Origin of the sequence: Gilvimarinus sp. DA14 (genome assembly GCF_024204685.1) — a bacterium.
GTDB lineage: Bacteria > Pseudomonadota > Gammaproteobacteria > Pseudomonadales > Cellvibrionaceae > Gilvimarinus.
The window spans coordinates 696,929-715,295 of the sequence record NZ_CP100350.1; the positions used below are offsets into that span (position 1 = coordinate 696,929).

Here is an 18,367-nt window from a genome sequence, read left to right on the forward strand (position 1 = left end):
CTTATTCCTCACCCGACTCGTCTGCGGCGCCCTCTTCTTCGCCACCTTCTTCCTCGTCGCCTGCGTCTTCAATACGTGCAGCACCTTTTAAGTGCTCGTTTTCGCGCAGCTTAATCAGGCGTACCCCCTGGGTATTGCGACTGAGCACCGACACTTCGTCCACCCGGGTGCGCACCAGAGTACCCTGGTCGGAAATCAACATAATTTCTTCGCCGTCCAATACCTGTACGGCACCAACCAAGGGACCATTACGCTCGCTTGCCGCCATGGCAATAACGCCCTGGCCGCCGCGCCCTTTGGCCGGAAACTCTTCCACCTCGGTACGCTTGCCATAGCCGTTTTCACTGACTGTGAGCACTTTGCCGTTTTCTACCGGTACAACCATGCCGATAACCGACTGACCTTCGGTCATTTTGATGCCACGCACACCACGGCTGATACGCCCCATAGAACGTACAGCGGACTCGTTGAAACGCGCCGCCTTACCATTACTGGCAAACAGAATAATATCGCGCTCGCCGTTGGTAATAGCGGTGTAAACCAGATGATCCCCTTCGTCCAAATCAATGGCTCGCAAACCGACACTGCGCGGGCGGGAGAACTGATCCAGAGAGGTCTTCTTCACTGTGCCTTTTTCGGTGGCCATAAACACAAAGTGATCGGCATCAAATTCACGCACAGGAAGGATAGAAGTAATACGCTCGCCGTCTTCCAGCGGCATTAAATTCACTACCGGGCGACCACGAGATTGACGCCCGGCTACCGGAATCTGGTACACCTTAAGCCAATAGACCTTGCCCGCGCTGGTAAAGCACAGCACCGTATCGTGGGTACTGGCAATCAGCAGGTGTTCAACAAAGTCTTCATCTTTAACGGATGTTGCTGATTTGCCCATGCCACCGCGCCGCTGCGCCTGGTAATCAGCCAGAGGCTGGCTCTTGGCATAGCCGCCGTGGGAAATCGTAACCACGCGCTGCTCTTCATTGATCAAATCTTCGACGGTTAAATCCAGGGTCGATGCGGTGATTTCGGTACGGCGCTCATCGCCATACTCTTCAACAATCGCTTCCAGCTCTTCGCGAATAACCTGCATCAAGCGCTCGAAGTTACCCAAAATTTCCAGGTACTCGGCGATTTGTTCCAGTTTTTCGCTGTATTCGGCGATCAGCTTATCGTGCTCCATACCGGTCAAACGGTGCAGACGCAGCTCCAGAATCGCCTGAGCCTGGGTCGGAGATAGGTAATATTTACCGTCACGCAGGCCGAAGGTGTCGGGCAGGTCTTCCGGGCGGCATGCATCTTCACCGGCGCGCTCTAAAAACTGCCCCATTTCGGAGGCTTCCCAACCGCGTGAAATCAAGCCTTCTTTAGCGTCCGCAGGCGTCGGAGAACTTTTAATCAGCTCAATAACCGGATCGATATTGGCGATGGCGACCGCCAAACCTTCAAGTATATGGCCGCGCTCACGGGCTTTGCGCAACAAATAAACCGTTCGACGGGTAACCACCTCACGGCGGTGACGCACGAACGCCTCAAGCAGTTCTTTTAAGTTGAGGACTTTGGGCTGGCCATCCAGCAGAGCAACAATATTGATGCCAAATACGTTTTGCAGCTGGGTCTGTGCGTAGAGGTTATTGAGCAAAACCTCAGCCGATTCGTTGCGTTTTACCTCGATTACGACACGCAAGCCGTCTTTATCAGACTCATCGCGAAGCTCGCTGATGCCTTCGATCTTTTTCTCTTTTACCAGCTCGGCAATCCGCTCGATCAACCGGGCTTTATTCAGCTGGTAGGGAATTTCAGTGACGATAATCGTCTCGCGACCGGTTTTCTCGTCAACCTCGATATCTGCCTTGGCGCGCACATAGATGCGCCCACGCCCGGTACGATACGCCTGCACAATACCCGCGCGGCCATTGATGATGGCGCCAGTGGGAAAGTCTGGCCCGGGAATAAACTCCATCAACTCGTCGATGGTGATATCTTCGTTATCAATCAGCGCCAAGCAGCCCTGCACCACCTCGCGCAAGTTGTGGGGAGGAATATTGGTAGCCATACCCACAGCGATACCCGACGAGCCATTCACCAACAGGTTGGGCACTCGGGTGGGCAGTACATCAGGAATTTGTTCGCTGCCGTCGTAGTTGGGGACGTAATCGACGGTTTCTTTGTCGAGATCGGCCAGCAGCTCGTGGGCGATTTTTTTCATCCGCACTTCGGTATAACGCATGGCAGCGGCATTGTCGCCGTCAATTGAGCCGAAGTTACCCTGCCCGTCTACAAGCGTGTAACGCAGAGAAAACGGTTGCGCCATACGCACCACGGTGTCGTATACCGCTGAGTCGCCGTGCGGATGGTATTTACCAATTACGTCACCAACAACACGGGCAGACTTTAAATAGGATTTGTTCCAGTCGTTTTTCAACTCGCTCATGGCGAAGAGCACACGCCTGTGTACGGGCTTTAAGCCATCGCGCACATCGGGCAGCGCCCGCCCAACAATTACGCTCATGGCATAGTCCAAATAGGACTGCTTGAGCTCATCTTCGATATTGACGGGTAAAACTTCTTTCGCTAAATCGCCCATGGATCAACGGGTTCCTTATTGTCATAAAGCGGAGTGCAGGCCCAGTGCGGACCCGGGGGGCTCGATTTGTAATCGGCCGCCTTGCGCCGCATACAACGCGGCGATAAAGCGGCTAATATTACCATAAAATCAGATGGATAGGGGGTAAGGAAACACCCAGGCAAACCCACAGCCCTGCGCGGTTGCGATATAATCACGCCTTTGCAAAGGTCGTAATTTATGGGAGCCGATATGCCCTCCAAGCAGGCTGTACGCTTATTAATCAAAGCTCGCTGGATTATCCCAGTTGTGCCCGCCAATCGAGTACTGGAAAATTGCGCCATTGCCATAAAGGGCCAGAAGATTATCGCTATCACCCCTTGGGAAGAGGCGGAAAAGCGCTTTCAGGCAGAGCAGACACTTAACCTCGAGAATCATATTCTCATTCCCGGGCTGATCAATGCGCACGGCCACGCCGCCATGAACCTTCTGCGCGGTTATGCGGACGACTACCCCCTGGAGACTTGGCTAAACGAACACATCTGGCCCGCGGAGGCCAAGCATGTCGATGCAGAGTTTGTCCGCGACGGCACGGAGCTCGCGATTGCAGAGATGATTCGCTCGGGCACCACTTGTTTTGCGGATATGTACTTTTTCCCGGAGCAGGCAGCACAGGTGGCACGCCGGGCGCATATCCGAGCACAGATCACCTTCCCCATCCTGGACTTTCCTACCGCCTGGGGCGACGGCCCAGACGACTACTTTGCCAAGGGACTGGCTCTGCATGATGAATACCGGGCCGACGACTTGATTCGTATCGGCTTTGGCCCTCACGCGCCCTACACGGTATCCGATCAACACCTGCAGCGAGTCGCCACCTTGGCAGGCGAACTGGAAGCACCTGTGCAAATTCACCTGCACGAAACGGCAAAAGAGGTGAGCGATGCGCTTGAGCAGACTGGCAAGCGACCGATTGCCAGACTACAGGAACTGGGGCTGTTAACGCCGCAAACCCAGTGCGTGCATATGACCGAGCTCGACGAGCAGGATATTGGCACTATCGCCAACAGCGGCGCCCATGTGATTCACTGCCCCGAGTCCAACTTAAAGCTGGCCAGCGGCTTCTGCCCAGTGCACAAGCTCGGCCAGGCTGGTATTAATGTCGCACTGGGCACCGATGGCGCGGCGAGCAATAACAACCTGAATATGCTGGAAGAAATGCAAACCGCCGCCCTACTCGCCAAAGCCGTCAGCCAAAACCCGGCGGCCATGAACGCACACCAGGCCTTAGCGTGCGCCACCATCAACGGCGCCAAAGCGCTCGGCATCGATCAGGTAACCGGCTCCCTTGAGGTTGGCAAATCTGCCGACATTTGTGCCCTTCAAATAGACGACTTGGCCAACTTGCCACTGTACGATCCAGCCGCCGCCATCGCCTATAACAACAGGGCCCTTAAGGTCAGCCATGTCTGGGCCGCGGGCCGTGCGCTGCTGCTGTCAGGGCATCTGCAGACGCTTAACGAGCGAGACATTAAAGCGCGCACCCAAGTCTGGGCCGGGCGCATCCACCCAAATAACGGGAGCACACCATGACTCTGTCAGAGCAGGCACAAGCAGGCAATGCTGACGCCGAAGAGATTGCCAAATTCGAGCAGTTAGCTGAACGCTGGTGGGATACCGACGGCGAATTTCGTCCGCTGCACGAGATGAACCCTGTACGTGTCAATTATATTGACGAGCGCGCTCCGTTGGCGGGTAAAACCGTACTGGATGTAGGTTGCGGTGGCGGCATACTGAGCGAGGCGATGGCCCAGCGCGGCGCCCAGGTCACGGGCATAGATTTGGGCAAAGCGCCTCTGGAGGTGGCCGAAAATCACGCCAAGCAAGGCGAATTGAACATTGACTACCAACTGATTAGCGCCGAAGAAATGGCAGCCGCGCACCCCGGCCATTTCGATATTGTCACCTGCCTGGAAATGCTGGAGCATGTGCCTGACCCGGCCAGCATCGTCACTGCCTGTGCTCAGCTGGTGAAACCCGGCGGTCATGTGTTTTTCTCCACTTTAAACCGCAACCCGAAAGCTTGGGGGCTCGCGGTTGTTGGCGCCGAATATCTACTAAAATTGCTGCCCAAAGGTACCCATGACTACGCCAAATTTATCAAGCCATCAGAGCTGGCCGCCTTCGCTCGCGGCGCGGACCTCAGCCTGGTGGACACCTGCGGCATCAGTTACAACCCCATCGGCAGACACTTCAAACTCGCCCCCAGTGATGTCAGCGTCAACTACTTAATGCACACGCAGAAAAACAACTAAGGTTTTACGTGAATAAATCCAACTACCAAGCCGTAATGTTCGATTTGGACGGCACGCTACTCGATACCGCCAATGACCTGGCCAGCGCGTTAAATCGGCTGAGAATCGAGAAAGACCTGGAGCCCTTAGACCATGCCAGCATCCGCCCCAGTGTTTCCAATGGCGCCAGAGCTCTGATCGAGCTCGGCTTTAACGAGCCCACCGGCAGCGACAACTTTGAAGCCTTGCGGACTCGACTACTGGAGCTTTATATGCTCCACATTGCCGACCACACTCAAATCTTTGCGGGTATTAACGAGCTGCTAAAGTGGCTTAGCGAGCAGAACATCGGCTGGGGTATCGCCACCAATAAGCCGGCGCTCTATACCGAAGCCCTGTTAAAGAAAATTGAGTTTCCCTCGCCGCCCGGAATTGTCATCTGTCCCGATCACGTCACCCATCGCAAACCAGACCCCGAATCTTTGCTATTGGCAGCCACGCATTTTAACTGCGCGCCCAACGAAATCATTTACCTGGGTGATCACAAGCGAGACATAGACTGCGGCAAAGCCTGTGGGGCCACGACAATCGCCTGCGCCTATGGCTACATCGAGGCTCATGACGATCCCGCCAGTTGGCAAGCCGATCACCTTATCAACGACTCGAATGAGCTGCCCGAGCTTTTACCTCAACTTATCAACGCTTGAATACTATTATGACCGATGCCATCGAAACTTTACCCGCTGGCTACCAGCCGGAGAATCAACTATTGCAGGATAAAATCATCCTGGTTACAGGCGCCGGCAGCGGTATCGGCCGCGTAGCCGCCCTGACTTTTGCCCGCCACGGTGCCACTGTTATTTTGCTAGGGCGCACTCTGCAAAAGCTCGAAGCGGTTTACGATGAAATAGAGACTGAAAACCTAGCGCAACCGGCAATCTACCCAATGAATTTCGCTGGCGCCAGCGAACATGACTTTACCGAGATGTGCAATATTCTTGAGCAAGAGTTTGGCCGCCTAGACGGCATTTTGCACAATGCCTCCGAGCTTGGTGATCGCATGCCGCTTAGCGGTTATGCGAGTGATACCTGGAACCGAGTAATGCAGGTAAACGTCAATGCACCCTTTATGCTGACCAAGGCGCTGTTGCCGCTATTACAGCGCGCGACCAGCGCCAGCATCGTTTTTACCGGCTCAAGTGTCGGCCGCAAAGGGCGTGCCTATTGGGGCGCCTACGCTGCCAGCAAAGCCGCACAAGAAAATTTAATGCAAACTCTGGCCGACGAGCTTGAGGACAGCAATATTCGCGTCAACAGTATCAACCCTGGCGCCACTCGCACCGAGATGCGTGCCGCAGCCTATCCGGCTGAAGATCCAACAACGCTCAAAACCCCGGAAGACTTGATGCCACTTTATTTATACTTGATGGGGAAGGACTGTAACGACACCAACGGCAAGCGATTTAACGCCCAGTAATCCTAGCTGGATTTTTTACGCAAGGCGTCGAGTAAGGAGGCCTCGGCACGGGACAAGCCGCAGCGACTTGCCACTTCGTCTTTATCCAAACCTAAAGACAATAAATGAGTCGCTTCGGTGTAGGGCCGTGTGTTCGCTGCAACAGCATCACTACTACCTTGGCGCTGCAGCGTTTGCGACTCTTCCATCGCCAAAATTCTTTGCCCCATACCCACCGCACCGGTTCTGAGGCCGCCTAGATCTTTGGCGAGCCTGGCCAGCTCACTGCGGTCACGACTGACCTGCTTTCGTAACTGCAAGGTTAATACGATAGCCAGCGAAGAAACACCCAGCGCAAAACTCGCGAGCAACAAGACCAACCAAGGGGCGGCTATCCAATCTGGCATAACAGGTCGCTACCGTTAAATTTCGTCCAACTCCGCCCACTCTTCATTGGTGAGCAGCTTGTTCAATTCGATTAGAATCAATAGTTCATCGTTTTTGTGGCACACGCCCTGAATGAATTTAGCACTTTCTTCATTGCCAACATTGGGCGCCATTTCTATCTCTGATTGACGCAGATAGACCACCTCGGCAACACTGTCTACCATTATCCCGATTACATGGCTATCGGTTTCAATAATGACGATACGGGTATTATCCGTAACTTCCCCGGTAGGCAGCGCGAAACGGTGACGGGTGTCGATAACGGTCACCACGTTGCCGCGCAAGTTGATTATACCCAGAACATAGGCAGGCGCACCGGGAACAGGCGCAATCTCCGAGTAGCGCAACACTTCCTGCACCTGCATAACGTTAATTCCGTAGGTTTCACCATCTAGGCGAAAAGTCACCCACTGCAGCACCGGATCGTCGGCGTTCACATTTTGCTTGGCATTTGTCGCCATGGTTTTATCCTCAGTCACAAGGCCCGCAGGCCGCCATATTTATCTTAACTGTATTACTCTAGCCGCACTGCCATTTCAGCTATAACTATAGCACTAACAAATGCGCCAACTAGCGGCGGGCATTGCGATCCGCCTTGGTTAGTAATTCACCCATCTTAGGAATGTCTAACAGAGCGCACATATGCGCTTTAACCGTGCCGGCCAACCAGGGGCGCTGACTGCGCTCACTACGCCACTTTACATCCTCAGGATTGAGACGTATGGGCTGCTCTACCTTATCCACCGCCAGCCCCCAAGGCACGCCATTTATCGATATCACATACTTAGCGGTTTGCTCAAACACAGGGTCATAGCGCTCGGGCATAACAAATTTTGCGGTGTTTATCGTTCGCACCTTTCCTGAGGGTGCTGGTTGCAATCCCATAAACCAGTCCGCCTGACCGAAAAGGGGCGTCAATTCATCCGTCAGCGGCGTTATTTGGCCCAAGGTAATCAACGGCACCGCCAAAGTCAGCCCGCATACCTTAAACAATAACACCTCAAAATCGTCTTGTGCCCACTGGGGGCGGCCGTTGGCGGCCCATTGCAATTCTTGTCGAAGCGACTCAGCAGCCTCTTCAGCCACCTGTGCCTCGGGCTCGTCAGCGACCACCGGAGGTTCGAGGCTAGGCTCTGACAAGGCACTGGGCTGCTCTGGCAGTGCGACGGCTTCTGCGATTTGCGCCACCGGTGCCTCCACCACTTGAGCCACCTGCAGCTTGGCGCTGTACAACAGCTTTTGCAGTTGCGCCTTTTTCTCATTTTCCGCGACCTCAGAGGGTAACGGCTCGGAGCTTTTGAGTTTTGGCTCAGGTTGCCGCGCGGGCTCTGGCCGATCCACTGGAGGCGACCCTGCCTCAAGCAAATCATCCAGGTAATTTTGCAATAGATCATCTGGTTGCGGACTCATCGCGCCCCCCCGGCGGTTTTTGACCCCGCCTCCACAGCAGCGCTGTCGGGCTGCCTGCGTAACCACTTAAACAATGAGCGATAGGCATCCACACCACGACTCGATGGCTCAAATAAATGCGGCGGTACACCGGCTTTACTGGCATCGCGAAACTTTGTGTCAATGGGTATGCGGCCGGGCCAGGTATGTTCGGGATAATCGTGGCGAATGGTACGAAACGTACTTACAGAGGCCTGGGTGCGCCGATCGAACATGGAAGGCACAATATGATAGCTGACTTGCCGCTTGTTCGAGCGGAACATCATGTTCAGAGTGTTTACCATTCGCTCCAGGCCCTTAAGAGCCAAAAACTCGGTTTGCACCGGAATCACCAGCTCATCGCAAGCGGCGAGTGCATTGATCATTAACACGCCCAACAGCGGAGGGGTGTCAATAATAACCAGATCATAGTCGTCCGCCACTGCTGTCAAAGCCTGTTTTACCACCAAACCCAATCCACCCTGTCCAGCTGCCTTACGCTCCAGTGTCGCAAGCGCGGTAGATGCGGGCAACAGGTGCAAACCCTGGTATCCGGTGGGCAGGATATTGTCCTGGACCAGCTTTGCTTCGATCTTTTCACGGGCCATAAAAAGGTTAATGGCGCCCTTGTCCAGGCGGTCTGGGTCTTGACGAAAATAGCTTGTCAGAGAACCGTGAGGGTCCAAATCGAGCAGCAATACGCGCATGCCCTGCTCTGCCGCTAGACCGGCCAGTGCCACGCTGGTGGTGGTCTTTCCTACACCACCCTTTTGATTTGCCACAGTCCAGACTTTCAATCTCTGCCCTCAATAAACCTTACGCTATTACTCCGCCGTACCATTGCGAGGCAACTCCGGATCACTACTAAACAACAAATTTCCATTGCCGGTTTCTACCGCTTGAATGTCGCTATCAGCGTTATCGGCATTTCGCCCGGTTTCTTCAACTTCGACTGCAGTCGACGCAGACGCACCTGTCAATTGATTCAATTGCCGCTTTGGCCTTGCGCGCTGATCTCTGGCGATCATTATCGCTACGCGACGGTTTTGCGCTCGGCCCTGTTCCGTTTGATTGGATGCCACAGGCTGAAACTCCCCATAGCCTACCGCCGCCAACCGACTTGGCTCGACGCCCTCTAGCGCCATCCATTTGACGATCGCACTGGCCCGAGCCGCCGACAACTCCCAATTACTGGGATACTGAGCGGTCTGAATGGGAACATTGTCAGTAAATCCCTCAATTTGTACCGGATTATCGGTTTGCAGCAAAATATCGGCCACTGTCGAAAATATTTCCTGTGCCTGGCCGCTGACGTCGGCGCTGCCAGATGCAAACAGGATACTGTCTCGAAGCTCTATCTGTAGCCACATCTCATTGCTCGAGATTTGCATCAGCCTGTTATCGATCAAGTCAGCGAACTCCTGGCGAAACTGTCGCTCAAGCTGCGGCAAATTACCTCGGGACTCGGACATCTCGGTGGTTCTGATGTCAAGCGCTGAGCTACGCGAGGGCGTGCCCATTTGAATCGGTCGGCTGGACTTCGGCACGGGCTTAAAAGCCTCCTCCAGCGTTGACGATAAAACTCGGTACTTACTCTCGTTAACCTGCGAGATGGAGTACATCACCACAAAAAAAGCAAATAGCAAGGTAATAAAATCAGCGTAGGAAACCAGCCAGCGCTCGTGGTTAATTTTTAATTCTGAAGAGCGACGCCGGGGCATAACTAACGCAGATAACCGTTCAGTTTTATTTCAATGGCCTTGGGGTTCTCTCCATCGGCCACACCCATACACCCCTCAATAAACAACTCGTGATAGCGTATATCCCGGTCAACGCATTGGCGGAGTTTGTTGGCAACAGGCAACAAAAACAAGTTCGCCAAAGCAACCCCGTAAATAGTCGCCACAAAGGCCACGGCAATACCCGGACCTAGCTGCTCAGGGTCAGCCAAATTACTCATCACATGAATTAACCCCATAACCGCGCCGATGATACCGATGGTGGGCGCGTAACCACCCATGCTTTCATAGACGCGCACAGCATCCATCTGGCGTTGCTCATGCAGCAGCATGTCTGCCTCAAGAACCCGGCGAATAGTATCTGGTGTACTGCCATCCACCATAAGCTCCAGCGCCTTGCGGGCAAACTCATCACGCTCTTCATCCGCGACCCGCTCAAGCCCCAACAAGCCTTCCTTGCGCGCCACCTCAGACCAGCCAATGACTTTTTTTACTCCGGCGCGAAAATCGATTGATGGCGGGCGAAACACCCAGGAAAACATCGACATTGAGCGCTGCAGACAATCTTTTGGCGTTTGCAGCATAGCCGCACCAACAGTGCCGCCAAACACAATCAAAGCAGCGGGCAGGTTAACCAGCGATGATAGCGAGCCACCTTCGATAAAGTTGCCACCGATGATCGCGGCAAAACCTAGAATAACGCCGATTATGCTGAGCAAATCCATCAGCGCACCTCGGTTGCGATTGCCGGTCCAATTTCTTTTAGGGGTAGAACCTTGTCGGTCAGGTTAGCCCGCGCAACCGCCATCGGCATGCCGTAGATAACGCAGCTGGCTTGATCCTGACTCCAGATGCTGGCCCCGCGTTGTTTTAAGAGCTCTGCCCCCTTACAGCCATCCGAACCCATCCCGGTCAATACAATACCCAGCACTCTATTGCCATAGGCATTTGCGGCGGACCCAAAGGTAATATCCAAACTGGGTTTGTAATTTACCCGCGCATCGTCGGGTACCACTCTTACCTGGCCGGTGCCGCGCTTATCCAGCATAAGTTGCTTGCCGCCCGGAGCCAAAAGCGCAAGACCGGGCCGCAAGATGTCCCCATCAACGGCTTCACGTACCTCGATGGCGCACTGTTTATTCAAACGCTCGGCGAACGCCTTGGTAAAATTTTCGGGCATGTGCTGTACAAGCAAAATAGGTACAGCAAAGCGGGCCGGCAACTTAGTCAGAACCTCGGTCAGCGCCACGGGCCCACCCGTTGACGCGCCAATAATTACGACACTGGGTTTTATCGCGGAGCGAGCGGGTGAAACTGCATGTCTGGGTGGTGGTGTGGCGGCCGACCTGTGCGTACGAGTAAAATCGACTTCCGGTTCTGGAGCTTTCTTTTCAACGCTAGGCGTTGGGCCTTTCTGCCCGGCCAGAGTCAATAGACGTTCGTGCAGTTTTTGCGTTAACCCAATGGAGTTGCGCGAAACTTCGGCAAAGTCTTTGGGAATAAAATCCAAAGCACCGGCGGCAAGGGCATCCAAGGTTATTCTTGCGCCCTCATACGTAAGCGACGAAAACATCAGTATCGGTGTCGGATTGTCCGCCATAATGTGCCTTACAGCGGTCACACCATCCATCACCGGCATTTCAAAATCCATGGTGATGATGTCTGGCTTCAGTTGTTTGGCTTTTTCAACACCTTCGCGACCGTTGCTGGCCACGCCAATCACTTGCAGGTTCGCATTCTGACCGATTATTTCTTTTAAGCGGGTCTGAAAAAAGTGCGAATCATCGACAATTAGGACCCGTACGGGCATGTCTGCTCTCCAATTATTTTATGGCGTTTTCTACGCCCCCGCCGAATAATGTTTTAGCAAACTGGGCACATCCAGTATGAGCGCAATTGTGCCATCACCGGTGATGGTAGCACCTGCCATGCCCGGCGTGCCTTGCAACATTTTACCCAGCGGCTTAATGACCACCTCTTCTTGCCCGATAAGCTGGTCTACGACGAATCCCACCCGGCGGGTCCCCACAGAGACAATAACCACATGCCCTTCCTGCATGGATTTTGCCGAGACATACTCACCGGCAACAAGCCAGTTTTTCAAATAGAAAATGGGGATCGCCTGATCACGCACGGCAACACATTCTTGACCATCTACGATATGAGTTTTCCGCAAATCCATATGGAAAATTTCGTTGACACTCACCAACGGCAAGGCAAATGTCTGACGCGCCAACATAATCATCAGGGTTGGCATAATCGCCAGAGTCAAAGGTACTTTAATGTTAAATCGCGTTCCTTCTCCCATGGTTGATTGTATTTCTATGGAACCATTGAGCTGAGTAATCTTGGTTTTCACCACATCCATGCCTACCCCGCGACCGGAGACATCGGAGATTTCTTTCTTGGTAGAAAAACCCGGCGCGAAAATTAAATCGAAGGCTTCGCTATCCGAAAAGCGCTGCACCGTATCTTCATCAAACAACCCTTTGTCGACGGCAATCTGACGCAACTTGTCGGGATCCATACCGGCGCCGTCGTCAGTGATAGACAAAAGTATATGATCGCCCTCTTGTTCCGCAGCAAGCACCACCCGGCCCTGACGAGGTTTGCCGTTGGCCTCGCGCACCTCTGGCAACTCAATGCCATGATCCACCGAGTTGCGCACCAAATGCACCAGTGGGTCGGCAAGCGCTTCGACTAAGTTTTTATCCAGATCTGTCTCTTCACCCACCAGCTCAAGGTTGATGTCTTTTTTCAGGTTGCGCGCCAAATCCCTGACTACGCGAGGAAAGCGACCGAATACTTTTTTAATCGGTTGCATCCGGGTTTTCATTACAGAGGTTTGTAAATCAGCGGTTACTACATCCAAGTTGCCGACGGCCTTGCTGAGCGCTTCATTTTGCGCACTGTCACCCAGGCGCACCAGGCGATTGCGCACCAACACCAGCTCGCCCACCATATTCATGATTTCATCCAGGCGCTGAGTATCAACCCGCACCGTGGCCTCCACCTGAGGTCCCGCTTCGCGCTCAGCGCGCGGCTTTGCCGCAGCGGCAGAAGCTGCCTGAGGTGCGGACGATGGCTTTGGCTGCGCCGCGGGTGAGGCTTCTGCACTTGCCGCCTTTGGGCTCTGCGCTAACGACTCGCTGGGTTCGGATGCGGCGGGAGCACTAGCGGTGGCCTCACCCTGAACACTGGGCCCTTTACCTTTACCATGGAGTTGATCCAGCAGCGCTTCGAATTCGTCGTCGGAGATATTGTCCTGATCAGCTTTTGTGTCAGCCGCAGCTGGCTCGCTTGGCTTTGCCACGGCGCCGGCCGGACCTTTGCCCGCACCGTGTAATTCGTCGAGTAAAGCTTCAAATTCATCGTCACTGATGTCGTCGCTGGCATTTGTCCCAGCAGCAGGCGGAGCGCTCTTTCCGGGTGCCTTACCTTCACCGTGAATCTGATCCAGCAAAGCTTCAAATTCATCTTCCGAAATGTCATCGCCAGCGCCGGAGGCCGGCTCACCGGTGTTTGCACCAGGCGAGAGCGCATCCAGCAAATCGTTAAATTCCTGATCAGTAATATCACTGCCGCCGCGAACTGTAGCAGGCTCAGTTTCAGGGGACGCTTGTGGCTCAGGCGCGGGGGGAGATTCAGCCGCTGGCTGTGGGGTCGCCTGCAGATCTTCACAGGCCACCAGGCGTTCAAGGGTGTGAATTAATTCAGGCTCGGGGGGGGAGATGGGCTCGCGATGAGACACTTGATCGAACTGCTGGTTAACAACATCCAAAGCCTGGAGTACGACATCCATCAACTCTGGGGTTACTTGTCGCTTGCCATTGCGCAGAATATCAAACAAATTTTCAGTGACATGGCAGCACTCAACCATGGCCGTAAGCTGAAGAAAGCCCGCACCGCCTTTTACTGTGTGAAAGCCGCGAAAAATAGCATTAAGAAGATCTTTATCTTCGGGCCGGCGTTCCAGCTCCACCAGCTGCTCGGAGAGATTTTCAAGAATCTCACCGGCCTCGACCAGAAAATCCTGGAGAATATCTTCATCATCACCGAAACCCATGCACTATTCCTCTAAAAACCGAGACTGGAAAGCAAGTCGTCTACTTCGTCCTGATTGGAGACTACATCGGCTTTATCCGCATTAATCTGCGGGCCTTCGCCGCTGCTTTTATTGTCGACAACCTTTGTCTTTCCTTCTTTATCGGCCTCAAGGTGCAAACCTGTAATTTCTTCAACCTGCCCAGCAATTCTCACCAGGCTGACCAGATCTTGTTCGACCTCTTCTATCAGCCCCATGACACGCTTCAGTACCTGCCCGGTTAAATCCTGAAAACCTTGCTCGAGAATAATTTCCTGCAGATTGTGCCCTAGGGTTTCGGTGCCGCTTTCCATTTGCCCGAGAAAATCATCCATACGGGTGTACAGACTGCGAAACTCTTCCGCACTCATCTCACCGCTTTGTAGACGAGACCATTCACCGCGCAGAGCATTAGCCTCTTGCCCAAGGTTCATAGCGATAGGAGCAGCCTCCTCGACCATGTCCATGGTTTTGTCAGCGGCTTTTTGTGTTAAGTCGATAACGTATTTAAGTCGATCGGTGGCATCGCGAATTTCTGAGCGCTCTATATCCGGCGGCTCTTTGCTTAAATCCCCATCCACGTTGAAGTTGACAATGGCATTGTGCAAACCACGAGTCAGCCGCCCTACTGACTGATACAGATGCTTATCGCGAGACTCCATAATGGCCTGGATTAGCCGGGAGGCCTCGTCAAAGTCATCGCCCTGTAGCTTTTCCACCAGCAAGCTGGCACTTTCTTGCAGCTCTTTGACAAACAGGCTGTTGTCTTGCTCTTGAATCTCAGAAGTCATGGCCGTGCCTTGTTGTTATGGTTGGATCAACCCACCCGTTCGAATATTTTCTCGATCTTTTCTTTTAGTGCGGCCGCGGTAAAAGGCTTCACCACATAGCCGTTCACGCCTGCTTGGGCGGCCTCGACAATCTGGTCCCTTTTTGCTTCTGCGGTCACCATTAATACCGGCAAAGAGGCAAGCTTTTCATCCGCTCGCACCGCTTTGAGAAGATCAATACCGCTCATGCCCGGCATGTTCCAATCCGTGACCAAAAAATCAAATCCACCGCTTTTCAGCATAGGCAGTGCAGTGACGCCGTCGTCTGCCTCGTGGGTGTTGGTGAAGCCCAAATCTCGTAACAGGTTTTTAATAATCCGTCGCATTGTCGAAAAATCGTCGACAATGAGAATTTTCATGTTCTTATCCAATGCTGCCTCCGTCTCACCCGGGCGGGAAGTTGGGTTAGTGTTAAGTCTAGTAACTGGCCAGGGCGAGTCCAGCGCCATGGCACAATTTTCTTCTATTTGCTGTTATCGGCTGAAAAGTACTGGGATTTAGCTCAGCGGTCAATCTTCTGTTCGCCAATCGGCCATGCGAGCGCGTAGCCGGCTAGCGGCTTGAGAGTGAATTTGACTTACCCGCGACTCGCTAACGCCCAAAATTTGACCAATCTCTTTCAGGTTAAGCTCTTCGTCATAATACAGAGCCAATACCATTTTCTCTCGCTCTGGCAGCTGGGTGATTGCCTCGGCGAGGGATTGCTTAAGGCTATCTCGGGCGACCCCCTCCTGGGGATTTATAAAATCGCTCCCTTCCCCGGCGAGTGAAGCGCTGGCATCATCAGCAAACGTTTCTTCGTAGCTAAACAGACGGCTGGAGTTGGCGTCGCGAAGCATCGCATGGTATTCGTCGAGCTCCACCTCCAGCTCGGCAGCCACCTCAGCGTCTTCAGCATCGCGCCCCTCGCGCGCCTCGACCTTGGCGATGGCATCGCTGACCCTGCGGGCATTGCGGTGTACCGAGCGCGGCGCCCAATCGCCACGTCGCATTTCGTCCACAATGGCGCCGCGGATTCGAATACCGGCATAGGTTTCAAAGCTCGCGCCTTTGGCGCCATCATACTTTTGCGAGGCTTCTAACAAGCCGATCATTCCAGCTTGAATCAAATCATCCACCTGTACGCTGGCGGGCATTTTTAACATCATATGATGGGCAATACGCTTAACCAAACCGGCGTATTCCTCGACTTGTATGTCATTGCCCTGCACTCGCGCTTCACTGTACATAGCTAACCCACTTGCCGCGTTCACCTGTCAATACTCCGAAACCGCCGCCTGTAGCAGCCGCTCGACAAAAAACTCTAATCGCCCGGTTGGTGCCGAGGGCAACGGCCAGGCGTCTACCTTGTTTGCCAGCTCCCGCAACGCCTGTGAGGCTTTGCAATTAGGGGCAAATTCAAGCAGCGCTTGGCGGCGCTGCACAGCCTTACGAACTGACTCGTCAAAAGGGATTTGGCCTACATATTGTAAGGTAACATCGAGAAACCGCTCGCACACAGTGTTGAGCTTGCTGAACATCTGCTGCCCCTCGGCACTGGTGCGCGTCATATTTGCTACCACCCGAAAACGCTGCAGGTCATACTCTTTATTTAACAGCTTTATCAGCGCGTAGGCGTCGGTAATCGAAGAGGGTTCATCGCATACCACCACAAGGGTTTCGTTGGCCGCACGCACAAAGCTGAGCACGGTATCGGAAATACCGGCTGCCGTATCAATCACTAATATGTCCACCTGATCACTCAGGTCACTGAACGCGCTGATCAACCCCGCGTGCTCCTGTGCGCTCAGCTCAGCCATGCGCTGCACGCCCGAGGCAGCAGGAACTATTTTAATACCCCCGGGTCCTGTCATAAGTACTTCTTGCAAAGAGCGCTCACCGGCTAACACATCAGCCAGGGTATATTGTGGCGATAAGCCCAGCAGCACATCGATATTGGCCAGCCCCAAGTCGGCGTCCATCAATACCACCCGACGACGCAATTGCGCTAAGGCAATGCTGAGATTAACGGAAATATTGCTTTTCCCTACGCCCCCCTTTCCTCCAGAGACTGCAATTACCTGTACGGGGCGACTTTGGCTCATTCGTATTCTCTCTTAGTAGTCTGTGCGTAACCCGATGGAACAACTTTAAGCGAGCTAACCATTAACGGCCTGCCGGCTACTGCTCTGCTGTATCAGCTGAGCGGCTTTGCTGATTAACTTGTGGCCGCGTGCCTGTTCAATATCGTAAGGCACTTCTTGCCCATCGCAAGTATAGGCTATTGGCAGCCTCGCTTGCATAGCGCAATCCACCGCTTCCCCCAAGCTAGCAGCTTCATCTAGCTTTGTAATAATACAGGCCGTCAGTGCCGCCGTCTGATAGGAGTGCAAAGCCGCTTTTAAGACCTGAGCCTGACTGTTTGCAGGCAGCACTAAAAGACTTTGCACAGAGCGAATATTCGCGAGCTCTTGCATACCGGTTTTGAGTGCGGGATCCCCCGCACGAAGACCAGCGGTATCAATCAACACCAACTCACAATTGCGCAGGCTTCGCAATACTGCAGACAGGCTATTGTTTTCATCCACTACCCGCAGCGGCACCTGAAGAATACGGGCAATGGAACGCAATTGGTCCTGCCCGCCTAAACGCTGGGTATCATTGGTGACCAGCGCGACTTTGTCAGCGCCATGCTCCATCACATACCGCGCCGCTAACTTGGCTACAGTAGTGGTTTTGCCGGCACCTGTCGGCCCCACAAAGGCAAACACGCCACCGTTTGCGGTAATGTCTTCATCCATAACCGGAATAGCATGCGCCAGCCTTGCCATCGCCTCAGGCCAAGCTTTAGCCAGCATGCGGTTATTCAGAGGGCGGCGCAGGGTGGCATCAGCGACTTTGGCCGAAAACCCCATGCGTTCCAAGCGCTGCCCGATGGCGCTGGTTTGCTTACTGCCCGGGCCACGGGCAGCCGCACCCAGACGCCCTAACTGCTCTTCGAGAATCAGACGCATCTGAGCAATCTCTTCGTGCAGAAGTTCGATGTCATCGCTGCTTTTGCTCTGCGCCAAGGGCTCGGCCAGTCCATATCGTTCAGCGGCTGTCTGAGCAGTGCGAGGCCGGTCAGCTTCGGGAGCGGCGGTCGGAAGTGAGGTTGGCGTTTGCGCTACGGCAGAACGCACCCGGATGCCCGCATTCACCACCTGATCTTTGCGCAAATATTCATCGGCCGATGCTTCGGCCAGCTCGCGCGCAGCCAAGCGCTGGCTGGCAAGCTCGATCTGCGCGGCAATATCTCGCCCGGTTTGCACCGGCGCTGGACTTTCACTCGGCGGCGCACTGCTGGGCGCAGATTCAACTTCAGGCGTAGGTTTGGGTTCAGTAAAAGTGGAGCCTGCCACGCTGGTTAGCAGTTCCACCCCGTCTTTCACGCGACGGCTAGAATGGATAATGGCCTCTTCCCCGAGTGCTTGGCGCACCATTTCCAAGGCCCTGCGCATATCTTTGGCAACAAAGCGTTTAACCTGCATGAGTCATCTCCTGC

General features: G+C 54.0%; 18 protein-coding genes. 4 read left to right on the forward strand and 14 right to left on the reverse strand.

The annotated features are described in order from the left end of the window. Position 1: 1 nt before the first annotated feature. The gene (gene gyrA, locus NHM04_RS02890; protein WP_254265551.1) at positions 2-2,587 is read right to left on the reverse strand and encodes a DNA gyrase subunit A; all 2,586 of its coding nucleotides are present in this window, start codon (positions 2,585-2,587) and stop codon (positions 2-4) included. 231 nt (positions 2,588-2,818) lie between these two features. Here gyrA and NHM04_RS02895 point away from each other — a divergent pair, with 231 nt between their 5' ends. From NHM04_RS02895 to NHM04_RS02910, 4 genes are read left to right on the forward strand one after another with little or no spacing between them, the layout of a single operon-like run. Next, the gene (locus NHM04_RS02895) at positions 2,819-4,159 is read left to right on the forward strand and encodes a TRZ/ATZ family hydrolase (protein WP_254265552.1); all 1,341 of its coding nucleotides are present in this window, start codon (positions 2,819-2,821) and stop codon (positions 4,157-4,159) included. Next, positions 4,156-4,881 carry a bifunctional 2-polyprenyl-6-hydroxyphenol methylase/3-demethylubiquinol 3-O-methyltransferase UbiG gene (ubiG, locus tag NHM04_RS02900; protein ID WP_254265553.1) on the forward strand — a complete coding sequence of 242 codons (726 nt, stop codon included), beginning with the start codon at positions 4,156-4,158 and terminating at the stop codon, positions 4,879-4,881. Before NHM04_RS02895 ends, ubiG begins: the two co-directional genes overlap by 4 nt. Positions 4,882-4,889: 8 nt before the next feature. Next, on the forward strand, positions 4,890-5,567 hold the full coding sequence (locus tag NHM04_RS02905) for an HAD family hydrolase (RefSeq protein ID WP_254265554.1): 678 nt from the start codon (positions 4,890-4,892) through the stop codon (positions 5,565-5,567). Between the two features lie 8 nt (positions 5,568-5,575). After that, a complete protein-coding gene (locus NHM04_RS02910; protein WP_254265555.1) occupies positions 5,576-6,337 on the forward strand; it encodes a YciK family oxidoreductase in 762 nt (253 codons plus the stop codon). Positions 6,338-6,339: 2 nt separating this feature from the next. On the opposite strand, the gene NHM04_RS02915 is transcribed toward NHM04_RS02910, so the two are convergent. The 13 genes from NHM04_RS02915 to flhF all read right to left on the reverse strand — a co-directional run bounded on the left by NHM04_RS02915 (position 6,340) and on the right by flhF (position 18,353). Next, positions 6,340-6,723, reverse strand: a complete 384-nt coding sequence (locus tag NHM04_RS02915) for a DUF2802 domain-containing protein (RefSeq protein ID WP_254265556.1) — start codon at positions 6,721-6,723, stop codon at positions 6,340-6,342. Between the two features lie 15 nt (positions 6,724-6,738). Next, positions 6,739-7,224: a chemotaxis protein CheW gene (locus NHM04_RS02920; protein ID WP_254265557.1), complete on the reverse strand. Its 486-nt coding sequence runs from the start codon at positions 7,222-7,224 to the stop codon at positions 6,739-6,741. Positions 7,225-7,333: 109 nt separating this feature from the next. Further along, positions 7,334-8,173, reverse strand: a complete 840-nt coding sequence (locus NHM04_RS02925; protein ID WP_254265558.1) for a chemotaxis protein CheW — start codon at positions 8,171-8,173, stop codon at positions 7,334-7,336. Further along, positions 8,170-8,988 (reverse strand): ParA family protein, encoded by an 819-nt coding sequence (locus NHM04_RS02930; RefSeq protein WP_254265559.1) that lies wholly within the window; start codon positions 8,986-8,988, stop codon positions 8,170-8,172. Before NHM04_RS02930 ends, NHM04_RS02925 begins: the two co-directional genes overlap by 4 nt. A gap of 27 nt (positions 8,989-9,015) precedes the next feature. Then, positions 9,016-9,912, reverse strand: coding sequence for a flagellar motor protein MotD (gene motD / locus NHM04_RS02935; protein WP_254265560.1), 897 nt, complete (start codon positions 9,910-9,912; stop codon positions 9,016-9,018). Between the two features lie 2 nt (positions 9,913-9,914). Then, entirely contained in the window at positions 9,915-10,655 is a 741-nt protein-coding gene (locus tag NHM04_RS02940; RefSeq protein WP_254265561.1) for a flagellar motor protein, read from the reverse strand. Continuing rightward, positions 10,655-11,740 (reverse strand): chemotaxis response regulator protein-glutamate methylesterase, encoded by a 1,086-nt coding sequence (locus NHM04_RS02945; protein WP_254265562.1) that lies wholly within the window; start codon positions 11,738-11,740, stop codon positions 10,655-10,657. The genes NHM04_RS02940 and NHM04_RS02945 overlap by 1 nt, the downstream gene beginning before the upstream one ends. Positions 11,741-11,770: 30 nt before the next feature. Then, positions 11,771-13,996, reverse strand: a complete 2,226-nt coding sequence (locus tag NHM04_RS02950; RefSeq protein WP_254265563.1) for a chemotaxis protein CheA — start codon at positions 13,994-13,996, stop codon at positions 11,771-11,773. Between the two features lie 11 nt (positions 13,997-14,007). Beyond that, the gene (locus NHM04_RS02955; RefSeq protein ID WP_254265564.1) at positions 14,008-14,805 is read right to left on the reverse strand and encodes a protein phosphatase CheZ; all 798 of its coding nucleotides are present in this window, start codon (positions 14,803-14,805) and stop codon (positions 14,008-14,010) included. A gap of 26 nt (positions 14,806-14,831) precedes the next feature. Beyond that, positions 14,832-15,215: a chemotaxis response regulator CheY gene (gene cheY, locus NHM04_RS02960; RefSeq protein ID WP_020209487.1), complete on the reverse strand. Its 384-nt coding sequence runs from the start codon at positions 15,213-15,215 to the stop codon at positions 14,832-14,834. 138 nt (positions 15,216-15,353) lie between these two features. Continuing rightward, on the reverse strand, positions 15,354-16,073 hold the full coding sequence (locus tag NHM04_RS02965; RefSeq protein WP_305881975.1) for an RNA polymerase sigma factor FliA: 720 nt from the start codon (positions 16,071-16,073) through the stop codon (positions 15,354-15,356). Positions 16,074-16,100: 27 nt separating this feature from the next. Continuing rightward, positions 16,101-16,928: a MinD/ParA family protein gene (locus tag NHM04_RS02970; protein WP_254265566.1), complete on the reverse strand. Its 828-nt coding sequence runs from the start codon at positions 16,926-16,928 to the stop codon at positions 16,101-16,103. Positions 16,929-16,982: 54 nt separating this feature from the next. Next, a complete protein-coding gene (gene flhF, locus NHM04_RS02975; RefSeq protein WP_254265567.1) occupies positions 16,983-18,353 on the reverse strand; it encodes a flagellar biosynthesis protein FlhF in 1,371 nt (456 codons plus the stop codon). Positions 18,354-18,367: the final 14 nt, after the last annotated feature.